General features: G+C 53.2%; 13 protein-coding genes. 9 read left to right on the top strand and 4 right to left on the bottom strand.

All coding sequences use genetic code 11. From position 1 onward, the window contains the following. The first annotated feature begins 244 nt into the window (after window positions 1–244). The 9 genes from Pr1d_RS07750 to Pr1d_RS07790 all read left to right on the top strand — a co-directional run bounded on the left by Pr1d_RS07750 (window position 245) and on the right by Pr1d_RS07790 (window position 11,641). Window positions 245–2,695 carry a TolC family protein gene (locus tag Pr1d_RS07750; RefSeq protein ID WP_148073006.1) on the top strand — a complete coding sequence of 817 codons (2,451 nt, stop codon included), beginning with the start codon at window positions 245–247 and terminating at the stop codon, window positions 2,693–2,695. Window positions 2,696–2,886: 191 nt separating this feature from the next. After that, window positions 2,887–3,510: a dTMP kinase gene (gene tmk, locus Pr1d_RS07755; protein ID WP_148073007.1), complete on the top strand. Its 624-nt coding sequence runs from the start codon at window positions 2,887–2,889 to the stop codon at window positions 3,508–3,510. Beyond that, window positions 3,507–3,929 carry a secondary thiamine-phosphate synthase enzyme YjbQ gene (locus Pr1d_RS07760; protein WP_148073008.1) on the top strand — a complete coding sequence of 141 codons (423 nt, stop codon included), beginning with the start codon at window positions 3,507–3,509 and terminating at the stop codon, window positions 3,927–3,929. Before tmk ends, Pr1d_RS07760 begins: the two co-directional genes overlap by 4 nt. Then, window positions 3,930–5,192, top strand: coding sequence for an AmmeMemoRadiSam system protein B (amrB, locus tag Pr1d_RS07765; RefSeq protein WP_148073009.1), 1,263 nt, complete (start codon window positions 3,930–3,932; stop codon window positions 5,190–5,192). Window positions 5,193–5,457: 265 nt separating this feature from the next. Then, the gene (locus Pr1d_RS07770) at window positions 5,458–5,865 is read left to right on the top strand and encodes a GntR family transcriptional regulator (RefSeq protein ID WP_148073010.1); all 408 of its coding nucleotides are present in this window, start codon (window positions 5,458–5,460) and stop codon (window positions 5,863–5,865) included. Further along, a complete protein-coding gene (locus tag Pr1d_RS07775) occupies window positions 5,862–6,788 on the top strand; it encodes an ABC transporter ATP-binding protein (RefSeq protein WP_148073011.1) in 927 nt (308 codons plus the stop codon). The genes Pr1d_RS07770 and Pr1d_RS07775 overlap by 4 nt, the downstream gene beginning before the upstream one ends. A 126-nt stretch (window positions 6,789–6,914) precedes the next feature. Then, window positions 6,915–8,372 (top strand): hypothetical protein, encoded by a 1,458-nt coding sequence (locus Pr1d_RS07780; protein WP_148073012.1) that lies wholly within the window; start codon window positions 6,915–6,917, stop codon window positions 8,370–8,372. A 175-nt stretch (window positions 8,373–8,547) separates the two neighbouring features. Continuing rightward, window positions 8,548–10,188 carry an acetolactate synthase large subunit gene (locus tag Pr1d_RS07785; RefSeq protein WP_148073013.1) on the top strand — a complete coding sequence of 547 codons (1,641 nt, stop codon included), beginning with the start codon at window positions 8,548–8,550 and terminating at the stop codon, window positions 10,186–10,188. A gap of 10 nt (window positions 10,189–10,198) precedes the next feature. Next, a complete protein-coding gene (locus Pr1d_RS07790) occupies window positions 10,199–11,641 on the top strand; it encodes an aldehyde dehydrogenase family protein (protein ID WP_148073014.1) in 1,443 nt (480 codons plus the stop codon). A 6-nt stretch (window positions 11,642–11,647) separates the two neighbouring features. On the opposite strand, the gene Pr1d_RS07795 is transcribed toward Pr1d_RS07790, so the two are convergent. The 4 genes from Pr1d_RS07795 to Pr1d_RS07810 form a co-directional block, all read right to left on the bottom strand. Next, window positions 11,648–12,208 carry a hypothetical protein gene (locus Pr1d_RS07795; protein WP_148073015.1) on the bottom strand — a complete coding sequence of 187 codons (561 nt, stop codon included), beginning with the start codon at window positions 12,206–12,208 and terminating at the stop codon, window positions 11,648–11,650. Then, a complete protein-coding gene (locus Pr1d_RS07800) occupies window positions 12,195–12,410 on the bottom strand; it encodes a hypothetical protein (RefSeq protein ID WP_148073016.1) in 216 nt (71 codons plus the stop codon). Before Pr1d_RS07800 ends, Pr1d_RS07795 begins: the two co-directional genes overlap by 14 nt. Window positions 12,411–12,465: 55 nt before the next feature. Continuing rightward, entirely contained in the window at window positions 12,466–13,707 is a 1,242-nt protein-coding gene (locus Pr1d_RS07805; protein WP_148073017.1) for an aminotransferase class I/II-fold pyridoxal phosphate-dependent enzyme, read from the bottom strand. Window positions 13,708–13,904: 197 nt separating this feature from the next. After that, complete coding sequence (locus Pr1d_RS07810) at window positions 13,905–15,863, bottom strand: peptidylprolyl isomerase (RefSeq protein WP_148073018.1); 1,959 nt, start codon at window positions 15,861–15,863, stop codon at window positions 13,905–13,907. Window positions 15,864–15,908: the final 45 nt, after the last annotated feature.

Genomic DNA, 15,908 nt, shown 5'->3' on the forward strand with positions numbered 1-15,908 from the left:
ACTTCTTACTAATGTCAAAGTTTGACGGTTAGGCCGTCGATAACGGTTGTAACGACTCCGCAGGAGGCTGCGCGCACCATGTTTATTTGGTGACGCGGCGAGCATGGGGGTCGAGCCTGGGGGGGCACGAGAAAGAATGGTGATCATTCGCCATGACGACGGTAACAAGAACATCCTCCAGGAGATTCAATCTTTTTGTACGCATTCAATGCGGGATAGAGATTGAATCCAGGAATATCGCAACATGAATCGGCAATTCCGGGCGACCATATCGCTGGGACTCTGTGTGCTGACCCTCTTACCAGGGTGCAAGCCGACACAGCCCTATTTCTTCGCCGAAGATGGCAAGGTGTTTGGCACCGGCGATCTCTCACACTATCTAGACGTAGCAACAGAGATCGACTATCCGGATGTAAATACCTGTCCTATCGATGAAGTCACCGGAACCCAAGCACCTTTGTCACTCAGTAATTCAGAAAACTTTGATATCTGGGAACTCACCCTTGAGGAGGTTACCCGCATCACATTGACCAATAGCAAGGTAATGCGGCAGCTGGGTGGGCGTATAACTGATAGTGGCAGCAACATCGCACTTTCGTCTCCAGAAATCCTAACGCAAAATGCTGCGAATGTACAAACGGTCTATGACCCGGCCCTCGTCGAATCGGGCAATGGCACCGGAACTGGCAGTCCGTTTAGCGGCACGGGAGTAGAAGCAGCACTCTCAGAATTCGACGCGACGCTCGATAGTAGCCTCACCTGGAACAAGAATGATCGTCCTCAGAACTTTGGCGTGGCAAATCTGCCTGGATTCTTTGCTCCTTTATTCCAACAAGACCTCGGTACGGGCTCTGTTGGTATCACTAAGAATACTGCCAACGGTAGCACTTTCAGCTTCCGCAACAACTACTTCTACGATCTGAATAATAATGGTAGCCGAATCCAGCCGAGCGACTGGTTTACCAATTTTGAGGCGACCTTCAATCAACCTCTCTTGCAAGGTGCAGGCACCCAATACAACCGCATTGCGGGTTTCAGTTCCTTTCAACAAGCCGCTCAGAATGGTGTCAACCAGATTGATGGTGTGATCATCTCTCGGATTCGTGAAGACATTGCATTGGTAGATTTCGAAGAAGGAATTCGCAATGTGATGCTTGAAGTGGAAGACGCCTATTGGGAGTTATACTTCGCCTATCGAGATCTCGATGCACGTAAGATCGGACGGGACAGCGCTCTAGAAACCTGGCGGAAAGTGCAAGCTCTCAAGGGGGTCGGCACCCAAGGTGGTGAAGCGGACAAGGAGGCCCAAGCTCGATCCCAATTCTTCTTGTTTCAAGCTCAGGTACAGGCAGCCCTTACCAATCTCTATCGGGTTGAGAATCGCTTGCGTTACTTGATGGGGCTCACACCTACGGACAACCGGTTGATCCGACCTGCTGATGAGCCTACTCTTGCCGAAGTTGATTTCGATTGGAACACCGTACTCAGTGAAGCGCTAGCTCGCCGTGCAGAACTCCGCAATCAGAAGTGGCAGATAAAACGACGTGAACTGGAGTTGGTGGCCACCAAGAATAATCTGATGCCGCGTTTGGATGCCGCCGGTACCTATCGTTGGGTTGGTGCAGGAGATGAACTGCTCGATTCATCCGGTGCAGGGCTCCCCATTTTTGCTGATGGATCGAATGCCTTCGAAGTACTCACTAGCGGGCGCTTTCAAGAATGGCAACTTGGCTTGCAATTCACGATGCCGATTGGTTTCCGCCGAGCCCTGGCAGGCGTACGCCATCATCAATTGCTCCTAACTCGGGAACGTGCCGTACTGGAGGATCTCGAACTCACCGTCTCGCATCAACTAACCGATGCCATTCGAGACTTAGATTTCAACTTCGAAAATACCCAAACTAATTTCAATCGCCGTGTCGCAAGTCAGGACGAGGTTGATGCACTCCGTACCGTTTACGAAGCGGGTCGTGAGCGGATTGACCTGTTGCTCGATGCCCAGCGGCGTCGTGCCGAGGCCGAATCAGCCTACTACCGGTCACTTGTTGACTACAACCGTGCGATCATGCGAGTCCATTTCCGCAAAGGTTCACTCCTGGAGTACAACTCCGTCTATTTGGCCGAAGGACCTTGGCCAGGGAAAGCGTACTTCGACGCTTTGCGGCGAGCACGCCAGAGGGATGCCAGCACATTTATTAACTACGGATACACCAGGCCTCGTGTGATAAGCCAAGGCCCTTACGATCAGCGAATGGGACAGTTTGAATTCAATGATGGCAAGAACTACGAAGTCCTTGAGAGCCCTACATTGGCACCCGAGCAGGAAGAAGAGCAAATCGAGGAATCCATGCCACTGCCAATGCCTGTTGATCCCGCCAGTGGTGTTAGTGAATCCTTGGAATCCGGAATCGATTTGGTGTCTCTGCCAACTGCTGCAGGTGAGAGTGGAACGGAATTGAAGTCGTTGCCTTCGGAAGTCCCCTCGACATCGGTCTCTCAAGCAGGATTCTCCAGCGAATTCAATGCTAGTGGCGAGCCTCCTGTGGAATTCTCGGTGCCGCCGTCTTCGACTCCGGTAGCCAATCCGTTCCGCGACCCCAATCTCCAAGAATTCACTCCGTGGATCGACTCCAATACGAGAGTCTTTTCGCCGAGTGAACCAATCAATCGTGGCGAACCTGCCGCCAATCCGTAGTCTATTACAAGCGGAAGTCCCCTGTGCCAGATTCTGGCGTGGTGTCGTCAACATGCATTGCGATATACGAACGGCTCACGGATTGTTCGCGGTCTACATGTCTCGGCATCTGGATTGATTTGGGGTCTACCCGTCTGATACCTTGCTGGTGTACAACAGGGTTTTCGCCAATACCCTAGTAGAATCGCAGCATGTTTTTCTCATTCGACGGCATCGATGGAGTCGGTAAAACGACTCAAATGGAGCTTTTCGAGCAGTGGTTGATCGTCGAAGGGCACGAGTTCGTCACCTGCCGAGATCCTGGGAGTACCCTTTTGGGAGAACGCCTGCGCGAAATCGTGTTGCATAGCGACGAAAACATCTCGATTGCTCCTCGGAGCGAGATGCTGATCTACATGGCGGCCAGGGCACAGTTGGTTGAAGAGGTGATTCGACCTGCCCTGGATTCTGGCAAAGTTGTGATCTCAGATCGTTTTCTGTTGGCGAATATCGTCTACCAGGGATATGCCGGCGGTGTGGAAATCGAAGCCATCCGCCAAGTAGGGCATGTCGCCACTGCTGGTGTGATGCCGGATTGCGTGTTTCTCTTGGACATGCCTCCTGAGCGTGCCGGTTTGCGTATGGGTGAAGAGCTTGACCGCATGGAACGGCGGGGCAACAGCTACCGAGAGAAACTACGAGCGGGGTTCTTGGACGAAGCCCAACGGATGCACGAATCGGTTCACGTTATTAATGCAGATCGTGCTATTGATGAAGTTCAAACCGAGATTCGCAGTATCGCCTCTCCTATCCTTCAGCAGGAGGATCTCAGATGAAGTGCCTGACGAAAGAACTGTGGATGAACGTCCCTGAGCGTAGGCAAATCGTGTCAATTCACGAAGAGGTCGAGCGACTGGTTGCTCAGAGCGGTATTCAAGACGGTTTGGCATTGGTCAATGCCATGCATATTACCGCAAGTGTCTTCATCAACGACAACGAACCCGGCCTCCACCGCGACTACGACAAATGGCTCGAAGAGTTGGCCCCCTTCGATGCTTCGCCGAAGCGTTACCACCATAATCGCACCGGGGAAGACAATGCCGATGCCCATCACAAGCGACAAATCATGGGACGCGAGGTGGTAGTCGCCATCACTGAGGGAAAACTACATCTTGGCCCTTGGGAGCACATCTTCTACTATGAGTTTGACGGCAGACGTCGCAAGCGCATCTTAGTCAAGATTATTGGTGAGTAGGTGAGTATTCCGATTAAACCTCGTGTCCGGTCTCTGGAAATGATCCCCCACGGAGATCCTGTGGTGGGGAATTATGTGCTGCGAGACCCCTATGGCCTGGCAGGGACAGTTGTACTGACACCAATCGCCGCCGTTCTGGTGTCGCTCATGAATGGGGAGCGGACCCTGGGGGACATTCGGATGCAATTCGAGCAGACCGTCGGCCAGTCAATTCCGCTGATCGAAGTTGAAAACTTTGTGGCGCAGCTAGATGAAAATCATTTCCTCGATAGCAAGAATTTCGCGGCATACCAGCAGGCACAGTTGGCCGACTATCTCGCTCTGGCGGTAAGACCTGCCGCCCATGCTGGTGGAGCTTATCACGAGGAACCAGAAGGACTTCGCGCACAACTGAGCTTATTGTTCACGTGCGAAGGAGGGCCGGGATTGCTCCCTTGGGAAGGAAACGGCACCGGCGTGTTATCGCAAGACAAACTCTGCGGCGTAATGAGTCCCCACATCGACTTCCATCGAGGCGGGCCGGCATTCGCCTGGGCCTATGATCGCATCGTCACAGAGAGTCAGGCAAAACTTTTCATTATTCTTGGCACGGCCCACACTCCACTCCAAGAGTTTTACAGCGTATCCCGTAAAGACTTCGAAACGCCTCTCGGTACTGTCGAGACCGATCGTGAGTTCATCAAGACCCTGAGCAATCGATTGGGAGAATCCTTCTCCGGAGTTTTCCAAGATGAACTTCCTCATCGTCAGGAACACTCAATAGAATTTCAGACCCTCATGCTGCAATTTGTCTTGGGTGGTCGAAGAGATTTTCGTGTCGTTCCGATTCTGGTTGGGTCATTCCATCCTTTCGTCGAACATGGTCGTATGCCAGTCGAGTCGCCCGCAGTAGCCGAATTCATAGGCGGCTTGCGGGACACCATTCACTCGTATGGCGAAGAAGTATGTGTCGTCGCTGGGGTCGACATGGCCCATATCGGCCAACAGTTTGGTGATGACGATCTCTTAGACCAAGAGCGACTAACTTCCCAATGGACTGACGACCAGGACCTCTTGGCCAAAGCATGTGCCGGAGACGCCGATGCGTGGTTCATGCATATCGCCAAACAAAATGACGCCAATCGCATCTGCGGCCTTGCCCCTATGTACACGATGCTCAAAACCATTGATCCCGAGCGAGGCGAACTCCTCAAGTATGACCAAGCCGTCGCTGACGACGACACTTCCTGTGTGAGCTTTGCCGCAGCGGCGTTCTACGAATAAGAAATAGGCCGCAGATAAGCACTGATTTAGCGGATAAGCGCAGATTAATTTCCAATGATCCGCGCAAATCCGCTAAATCTGCGTTCATCAGCGGCCTATTTCTTCTACGAGCAAATACCTCGATCTCTGTCTCTGTTCAGATTCTTACTCCGTTCTCACTGTTTCCTCCTGTTGCACAATCTTTTTTCGGTCGTTACCAAATTCGCTTGACACCATGAGATTACTGTTATATAACTGTAGTCAGTAAGCTATTCACGAGGTTTTCATGCTAATTCGAGTTGAAAAAGGTTCTGCCGTCCCCATTTCGTCGCAGATTGCTGAGCAGATCGCCATGCACTGTGCCGCGGGAAAGCTCGCGTCTGGGGACCGGCTTCCCTCGGTTAGGGAACTGGCTCGGGATCTGGCCGTCAATCAGAACACGATTCTGCGAGTCTACGAACGGTTGGTCCGCGAAGGGCTCTTGGAGATGCGACAAGGGCAGGGGACCTTCGTCGCAGAAGACTCGACTGGCCGCAGTCGCGCATCCCACCGCAAACGCCTCGGTGAAGAATTCCGCCAACTGGCCCGGCAGGGAATCGCCCTGGGACTTACCTCCGACGAACTGCACGAAATCTTATCCACGGCACTCTCACAACTCCAGCCCGCATCCGCAGAAACAGGGGTCTCGACATGATCGATCCTGCCATTCAGTTCACCGAAGTCTGCAAATCGTTTCGCAAACAAGAAGTCCTTCGCGACACAACCTTTCGCGTGGAACGCGGCCGAACTTTTGCTTTTCTCGGCCGCAATGCTGCCGGCAAAACGACGGCAATCAGCATCATGATGGGGTTGTTGAGTCGTGACTCCGGCACGGTCCGTGTGCTAGGCCTCGATCCCGCGACGCATCCGGTAGAAGTCCGCCGGCGCGTCGGCTACCTGGCCGAGGATCAAACGATGTATGGCTGGATGCGCTGCGAGGAAATCCTGCGGTTCATGGCCCCCTTCTATCCGACTTGGGATCACGAGCTTGCCCTCAAATATGCCAAAGATTTCGAGGTCCCGCTCGCCACCAAAATCAAGCATCTTTCCAAGGGCCAAAACGTGCGGCTGGGCTTGGTGCTCGCGCTCGCTCACCGACCCGAGCTAGTGATCCTCGATGATCCCGCATTGGGCCTCGACCCAATCATGCGGAAACAGTTCAATCGCGATTTAATCACGCATCTGCAAGGCGAAGGTCGCACGGTGTTCTACAGTTCGCACCTGTTGTACGAAGTGGAACCCGTGGCCGACGAAGTGGCGATCCTCGACAAGGGAAAAATCGTCCGCCAGGCGGAAACCGAGGACTTGCGCCGCGACGTGAAGCAGTTTGTGCTGTCGCGCGAGGCTGCAGTACGAATGGCGAGCGAGTTTCACATCCTCGACCAACGCCCTGACAGGGAAGATACTGCCCTAATTGTCGACCAAGCAGCAACACTTGAGCAGCGTCTAGGTGAGGAGGGTATTGAACACCGCGTCATCGACCTCAATCTCGATGAAATCTTCGAAGCCTACGTCGCCGGCAACCACACCACCCCAGCAGCCGCGACTTTACAAGTCGCCGGGACCTGCGATGCGTAGCATCGCGGCTAGGGTTCTCACGCAAATACGCGAGTACCAACCATGAACTCAACCTGGAAAAGCCTCCTGTGGAAAGAATGGCGCGAACAACGCTGGCGGTTGGTGGCGCTTACGGTTCTCTTGGCTTTGCCAGCTATCTGGTTTTTTTCTTCTATCGCTGTGCCTGCCATCATGCCATTTAACCTATGGGATAACTTGACCATTCTTTCGGCATTTGCGAACTGCTATATCGTCCTGGCTGCATTCTTTTTGGGTATGCACATAGCAGGGAGTGAGAATGCTCGCTGCACGACGCGATTTATGCAGGCTGTGCCAACGTCGATGTGGCGCCCAGGGCTGGCAAAACTCTTTGTCGGCTGCTTGGTAGCAGTTCTACCCCTTGTGATTTTTTACACTGTTATTTGTACCATTTTGCCTCTTCTTATTGATAACAATACTCTAGATGCCGCGATCGAACGGTTGATAAAAGAGTTTGGAACTATAGTAGATATCTATGGTTGGTCGCTTTATAATCTCGCGATTGGAACTTTCGGAGTTACCAGCCTCTTGCTATGGATGTCAGCAGCAGGTGTCAATCGCTCCGATGAAGTGCGGGCAGGAGCCATAGGTTTTTTAGTTTGCGGTAGTGTGTGGATGGTGTTCGGTTTCCTAGCAGTTTGGGTAGAAAATCATAACTCTCTGCTCGGAAATGGATGGCTATATCTGATACCTGCACTTCCTGGTGGGCCAGCTATTGCTCTTGGAATGTCTGCATACAGGAACAATCAACTAATAACACCCCTACTGACGATCATTGGGATCACTTCCCACGGTACAATCCTCTATTGGTATCTCAAGAGATTTGGTCGTATTGCGGTCCCACCGAAGCGAGCCAGAGCATCTGAGTTAAATTTCTTTCGATGGACGCATAAACATACAGAACCAATGCGCTCACAATGGCGAGCGATTGCTTGGAAGCAATTCCGCGAAACAGGGCCGCTTGCAGCAATGGCAGTCTTTTTTGTTTTATTGATCGTGCCGATTGTGTATTACTTTAATTCGCAGTATCCGTCTCACTCTGATTTCGGAGAGATGCTGGGGGGAGCCTCACTCTGGGCAGGGTTTTTTGTGATTCTAGTAGCAGGGATTGGTGCTTATCTTGAGGACTTGTCACCTCGTGTAAATAACTTCTGGCGATCCAGACCTGTGAACATCAATCTATGGTTTGTCGTAAAGTACGTCGTGGGACTTACAGTTTTGGCGTTAGCTTTCGGCAGCTTGCTGACCCCGGCCTATTGGCTCGAGATACATCCTGCTGCTGATCGAATCTATTGGTTCATTATGGCTGCCTTTTTCGCAACCTATTCACTTGCCCTCCTCTACACTATATCGATGGCGAGCTACTGCTTATTACGGCAGCCAATCTATGCTGCTGTCCTGACATTCGGTCTGCTTTTCGGCGGCATAGTGTTAGTCCGGTGGCTATTCTATGATACTAGTCAATCAATCCTCTTCTTCACTACTTTGTTCGTAGCTCTAGTATCTGCCATCACCATCGCATACCTCGCCGTCAAGCACGACTGGGGTTGGAAAGAGGGGCGTTAGGGGGAGTTCGCTCAGCGAGCTTTTCTGGTAGATTGATTAGAGGCACCCGTGAATCGGTATCAAACGATTCGATTCTTGTAGCCGCCCCCGGAAGGGGGTGGTTTGCCCAAGTATCAACCACCCCCATCCGGGGGCGGCTACTACCACATCCCGCTCGGATTCCATTGGAACAGCCATGAAAGCCTCCGATCTGTTCGTCCAAGCCCTGGAGAGCGAAGGAGTCGAGTTCATCTTCGGCATCCCCGGCGAGGAAAATCTCGACTTGCTCGACTCGCTCTCACGATCGAGCATTCGGCTGGTTCTCACGCGACACGAGCAAGCTGCCGGGTTTATGGCGGCGACCTACGGACGACTCACCGGCAAAGCAGGCGTGTGCCTCTCGACACTCGGCCCGGGGGCCACCAATCTTGTCACTGCCGCAGCCTACGCCCAGCTTGGTGGCATGCCCATGGTCATGCTTACCGGCCAAAAGCCGGTCAAGACCAGCAAGCAAGGGCAGTTTCAGATCGTCGATATCGTCGACATGATGCGCCCGCTCACCAAATACACTCGCCAAATCGTCAGCGGGGGGAACATCCCCTCTCGTATTCGAGAGGCTTTTCGCTTGGCCGAAGAGGAGCGTCCCGGTGCCACCCATCTTGAGCTTCCCGAAGATATCGCCCGGGAGGATACGGATGAGCCCGTTCTCCCCCAGAGCATGGCCCGCCGCCCAGTAGCCGAAGAAAAGTCGATTCGTGCCGCAGTGAAGCGAATCGAACAAGCACGTCATCCTCTCTTGTTGGTCGGAGCCGCAGCTAACAGACGATTGACTTGCCGCATGTTGCGACGATTAGTTGAGCGTACCGGGATTCCCTTTGTTACCACGCAAATGGGCAAAGGCGTACTCGACGAAACCGATCCGCTGTTTCTCGGCAATGCAGCCTTGTCGGACGATGACTTTGTGCATCGGGCATTCGACAAAGCGGATGTCATTATCAACGTTGGACACGACGTGATCGAAAAGCCGCCATTCTTCATGACACCTGGCGGCGTCGAAGTGATTCACGTCAACTTCAACTCGGCGTCAGTCGATCCGGTGTACTTCCCACAAGTGGAAGTGATCGGCGATATCGCCAATAGCGTTTGGCAGATCGAGGAGCAGATCAGTCGGCAAACGCACTGGGACTTTGCGAGGTTCATGGAAGTGCGCAGCGCTTTGATTCAACATATTCAGGCCGACGCCAGCGACGACCGTTTTCCCATTTATCCTCAGCGCCTGGTAGCCGACATCAGAGAATTCATGCCTGACAACGGGATCATTGCGCTCGACAATGGGATCTATAAAATATGGTTCGCCCGCAATTATCCAGCCAAGCAGCCGAATACGGTCCTACTGGACAATGCGCTGGCATCAATGGGGGCCGGCCTCCCTTCTGCCATGGCAGCTCGGCTCGTCTATCCCGAACGCAAAGTCATGGCCATCTGCGGCGACGGAGGTTTCATGATGAACTCCCAGGAACTCGAAACCGCGGTGCGACTCGGCATGCATCTAGTCGTAGTTATCCTACGTGATGATTCTTATGGCATGATCAAGTGGAAGCAAGCGCACATGGGTTTTGAGAACTTCGGCATGGACTTTGATAATCCAGATTTTGTGAAATATGCCGAGAGCTACGGAGCAGAGGGACATCGCATATCGACCGAAGACGAGCTCATACCGCTCTTGGAAAAGTGCCATGCGACTCCCGGCGTCCATGTCATAGACGTTCCTGTCGACTACTCGGATAACGACCGGATATTGAACAACGAAATCGCTGAGTTGAGTGAAAAGCTGTGAGGTGCCAACGATGCTTAAGAAATCCTACCCATACTATCTTGCCAACGAACCTGTAGCCCCCAACACCGATCTTGAAGTAACGGATAAATACACCGGCGAGGTCGCCACACGCGTGGCTATGGCCGACGCCAAAGTGATTGATCAAGCAATCGCTGCGACGGTCGAAGCCACCACGCCCATGGCCGAGCTACCACCCTACGAGCGGCAGTCAATTCTCAACCATTGTGTGAAGAGGTTCACCGAACGGGCCGACGAACTGGCCATGTCGCTCTGCATCGAAGCAGGTAAGCCAATCAAAGATAGTCGCGGCGAGGTGTCGCGACTGATCGACACCTTTCGCATTGCTGCCGAGGAATCGGTCCGCATGGGTGGTGAGATAATGAATCTAGAAATCTCCCCCCGCGCTCGCGGCTATCGGGGGATGTTCAAGCGGGTTCCCATCGGCCCCTGTTCGTTCATCTCCCCATTCAATTTCCCCCTAAACTTGGCAGCGCACAAAGTTGCCCCGGCGATTGCCGTCGGCTGTCCGTTTATCTTGAAACCCGCCAGTCGCACCCCCATTGGCGCATTGATCATCGGCGAGGTTCTCGCTGAAACCGACTTGCCCCAAGGTGCTTTTTCGATTCTTCCCTGCCATCGCGACGGCGCCGACTTGTTTACGACCGACGATCGCCTGAAGCTGCTGAGCTTCACGGGTTCACCAGAAGTCGGTTGGGACTTAAAAGCACGAGCCGGCAAGAAACCCGTTATCTTAGAACTCGGCGGCAATGCGGCTTGTATTGTGGATGCCGACGCAGATCTGAAAGATGCCACTGAACGGCTCATCGTTGGGGCATTCTATCAATCAGGCCAAAGCTGTATTGGCGTGCAGCGAATCCTCATTCACGAGAGCATCTACTCCCAACTTAGCGATATGCTGGTCGTGGCCACCAAGAAACTCGTAGCCGGCGACCCGAAAAACGAGAAAACCTTCATTGGCCCCATGATTTCCGAAAAGGAAGCCGAGAGATTGGAAATATGGATCAAGCAGGCTAAATCAGCCGGTGGCAAGATCCTCTGCGGTGGCAAACGAGATGGCGCGATGCTCGAAGCCACGCTCATGGAAGAGGTTCCCCAAGATCAGCCGATGTGCGCAGAAGAAGCCTTCGGTCCGGTCGCCGTGTTGAGTCGATTCAGTACCTTCGAGGAAGCACTGAAGCGCACCAACGATAGCCGGTTCGGTTTGCAGGCGGGTATCTTCACCCGCGATATTTACAAGATCCAAAAAGCCTGGGACGAACTAGAGGTTGGTGGCATCATCATCGGCGATGTTCCCAGTTGGCGTGTCGACAACATGCCATACGGCGGTGTGAAGGACAGCGGCCTGGGCCGGGAAGGGATCCGCTTCGCCATGGAAGACATGACCGAAATCCGAAATCTGGTTGTTCGTACCCCTCCAGGTGTGGAGCTGTAATTCGATTTACCGAACCGTATCTTGGACGACTTTCCAGAGGTCGCTTAGCCCCATTTTCTGCGCATAGTCCGAGATGTAATCTCGGTCGAGAGAATCCCCGCGAATTTTTAGGATTCCCGCAATATCTCTAAGGTGACGTTCACCACCTCCCATCTCGTGCCATTCCATTTTTTTCAGAATGATATCTTCTGGCGAACTAAACACCGCCTGGCATCCATCGGAGATAGGTATCCTGATGCCTCGGTCGAATCGCAACTGATCGAATGAGGACTGCTTGGCAATGACAACGTCAATCTTCTGTCCGCTATCAGGATGAATAATATTGAACATCCCTTCTCGCTGACATTCTTGACGAGCAGTCTCGCGATTGAAATAGAAATCAGGCTGGGGAAAACCATCGCAAAAAAGATCGCAATTCGCTACCGTTAGATCGACGACAACATCGATGTCGTTCGTAAACCGTGGCTCCCCGTAGGCAATCGTCGCTTGAGAACCAGTAATGAAATAGCGAATTCCAGTTCGTTCCAAATGATTGCACAGGAACACCAAGAGATCAGATTGCTCCATGAGAGAGCCTCCAGGCAACCTGTGCTCGAATCTGGGATTCAGTCCACTCAGGATGCTCCGCTTTGAGCATTCGCTGAATCAATTGACTAGCATGGGACCACATTCCGTGAGCGATTCTTAGGCGTTCTGCCGGAGTCTTACCGCGCAGCACTTCCGCCATTTGGTCGTCAACGACTTCGATTCTAAAGGGTCTCTCAGGCATACAGCCATTCTAGCGGGTCAGCATTTCCCGCGTCAGACCTGCAAGTAGAGACTTGCTAGGAGACCGCTGCAGGCTCAGCGGTGAAATCCGCCTCGGCCTCGCGCAGGCAGCTCTTGATTTGCCGTACGGCTTGACGCAGGCGAGCTTCGTTCTCTATGAGCGACATCCGCAGAAATCCCTCGCCCGCCGGGCCAAACCCACTGCCCGGGCTCACAGCAACGTTGCCTTTTTCCAGTAGCATCATGGCAAAATCCATGGTGCTCATCCGCGATCGCCAGGGTTCAGGGACTTGCTGCCAGACAAACATTCCCGCCTTGGGAGGATCAACAGTCCAGCCCAGTCGCGCAAGCGATTCACACAAAGCATTGCGGCGCGATTGATAGATTTGCGATTGTTCCTCGACCGCCGCGTCGGTATGGCGCAGGGCTAGAATCGCTGCAATCTGGATTGCTTGGAACATACCGTAGTCGTAATAGCCCTTGATTGTTGCCAAAGCCGAGATCATTTCCGCGTTGCCCGCACAGAAGCCAACTCGCCACCCGGCCATGTTGTAGCCTTTGCTCATCGTCGTGAACTCGACTCCCACCTCAGCGGCCCCTGGCGATGCCAGAAAGCTTGGCGGCTTGTAGCCATCGAATGCCACGTCGGCATAAGCGAAATCGCTAATCACCATGAAGCCATACTTCTTGGCCAGTTTGACAACTTCGTCGAAAAACGATTGTTCCACAACCACGCTCGATGGATTATGTGGGTAGTTGAGAATCAAAAGCTTAGGACGCGGATAAAGCGTCTCACAGGTGTAGGCAATGTCTGATAGGAATTTTTCACTGTCTGCCACTTCAAGAGCAATGACGTTGCCCGAAGCGAGCGCTACCGAATAAACATGAATTGGAAAGAATGGCGCCGGCACAATTGCCGAGTCCCCAGGTCCCATCATGGCCAGACACATGTGGCTGAAGCCTTCTTTCGAGCCGAGGCAGGTGATGACTTCCTGATCGGGATCAAGCCGCACACCGTACTTCTTCATGTACTTGGCGGCAACTTCACGGCGCAAGTTGGCTATGCCGTTGCTCTTGCTGTACCCATGATTGCCCGGATCGCGAGCAGCCTCCGAGAGCTTCTCAATGACCAGATCTTGTGGTGGATCCGAGGGATTGCCCATCCCCAGATCAATCACGTCATCGCCATTGCGCCGCTTGTTATAGAGCATCGTATTGATGCGTCCAAATAAATACGGCGGCAGACGCTTTACACGCTGGGCAACTTCAATCTTGAAAGGTTCCGATTCGGTAGACATAGCGGGGTCCAAGGGCAAAGAGGTTGAACTACCAGACCAAGTATAACCGAAGTCGGTTCGCAGCGCAAACGGGTAGATTGTCAGACTTGCAACTCAGAATACTCTGATAGCCGTCGGCGGAAACCGATGGTTGATAACAGAAAAAACCCCCGCCTTCCGGCGGGGGCTGTTAGGTTTCGACAGGGACTTTGCAAAAACTACCGCACGGTGCCACTCGTCTGCCGCACGGCCGAATCGTCCCGAACCGGGGCATGCCTCTTGGCGGAGTGGTCGCTAGGTGCTTGGGAAGTTCCTGCCAAGAAATTGTCGACTCGTGAGCTTGAGCGTATCTCTTCAAACTTATCGCTCATTGCCATCCGCAGCTTCTTTTCGTAGATGTCTCGGACCAAAATATCGCGGACCTTACTCGCATCGACGTCGACTCGCTCGGTGCGACCTTCGCAACGGAGAATTAGGAACTTATCACGGACCTGGATAATCCCCGAAAGCTGGCCATCCTGTAGCTGGAAGGCGGCTTCCTCAAGTTGGGGTTGGCCACCAAACCGTTGGATCGGTGGCACTTCGCCTCGAAGGGCTTTGCTTGAGGGTTCGATGGAGTACTCGGCAGCCAAGTCGCCAAAATACTCGACCGAAGGATTGCGCCGGGCCTTGTCCCAAACTTCCTGGGCTCGCCGCATGGTGGGCAGCACAATCGCTCGACAGCGAACTCGGTCGCCGTAGTTGGCTTGGAAGCCTTTTTGAATGTCCTCTTCGGTCACCTGGACCTTGGAGGCAGTTAGCTTTTTTAGTGCCGCCGAGGGCCAAACGGCATCACGGTAGTAGTCTGCTCGGTCGATTTTCTGCTCTTGGGCGATCGACTCAAACCATTTGTTGAGATCCGCTTTGCCATGCTCATCGACCACGCCAGACAACTCGGCGGCGTGGCGCACCTCGGCTTCCATGTCCTCTTGGGTAACCACCATGTTAGCGTTTTTCAAACCCTGCTCCAGAATCATACGAGAAATCTCCGACTCTAGTACTTCCTCGCCATGACGAAGCAGACACTCGTCTCCCAGCTCTTTCATCGTAATGCGATCGCCATTAACTGTGGCCACAACCCCCGGCATTGTCTGACGGAGCTGGGGATTGTTGTAAACATTGATCGGTGTTGAAGCTTCTTGTAGCTTGGCAAATAACTCATGCGATGCCTCGCGCAGTTTCTCGTCAGTAAGCTTCTCAACGATCTGCTGCCGCACCTCGGCGGGATCCACATTGCGTGGCGGGTTACGTGAAATGCACTTCAAAATCACGAATTGCCCTGCGACGGGAAGAACCTCAGATATCTGACCGGGAGCAAGCTCAAACGCAGCCTGCTCAATTGCCGCATCACCGATGTGGTGACGAATCGGCTGGATCAATCCACCCACGCTGGCCGAGTTGATATCGACCGAGTGTTCGATTGCCAGACGGGCAAACTGTTCGGAGTCGGCAAGCAACTTGTTGCGTATTTCATTCGCCAATTCTGGAGTCCCTACGGCGATGAGTCGAGCATTGATAGTTTCACCAAATTCACGTTCCATGGCTTCGCTGAGTTCAGCGTCGGAAACCTGAATGTTTTTCTCCGCCAACTTACGTAGCGCCAACGTCGGCCACACGATATCGCGTGCATATTCCTGAGCAGTGATCCCGCGTTCTTTCTCCAGCATCTCAAGCCATTGCTCGCGAGAAAGTTGGAATCGCTTGGCCATGCGATCAATCTCGGCAGCGATATCTTGATTGGTGATTGCGATGCCTCGTTTCTCGCAATGGTTCAGAATCAAACGCTTGTTGACCAGACTCTCTAGTACTTCTTCGCCGTGTCGTTTCACACAGGCATCCGAGAGGTCTTTGCGGCTGATGTCTTTGCCGTTGACGATTGCCATCACGTCATGGGGAAGCTTCTTGATGGCAGAGGCCGTTCCATCTGCTGCAGCCGTGCGCGCTGAAGCTGCTACACTTGAATGCGTGGCTGCCTTGGCAGTCTTTGGAGCATCCGTTTGTTTGAATTTAAGTGTTAATACGAGGATTACCGCCGCGGCCACGATCCAACCAATTTGGTTCTTCCAGAGCCAACGGGAGATCCGGTTTGAGAGGGGGCGTACTTTTGCATCCGTGCGTACTGAGTCTGGGTGAGACATGGCGGTTTCTCCATAAACCGTGTGCAAAGAAATGGGTCGACGCGC

Origin of the sequence: Bythopirellula goksoeyrii, from assembly GCF_008065115.1 — a bacterium.
Lineage (GTDB): Bacteria > Planctomycetota > Planctomycetia > Pirellulales > Lacipirellulaceae > Bythopirellula > Bythopirellula goksoeyrii.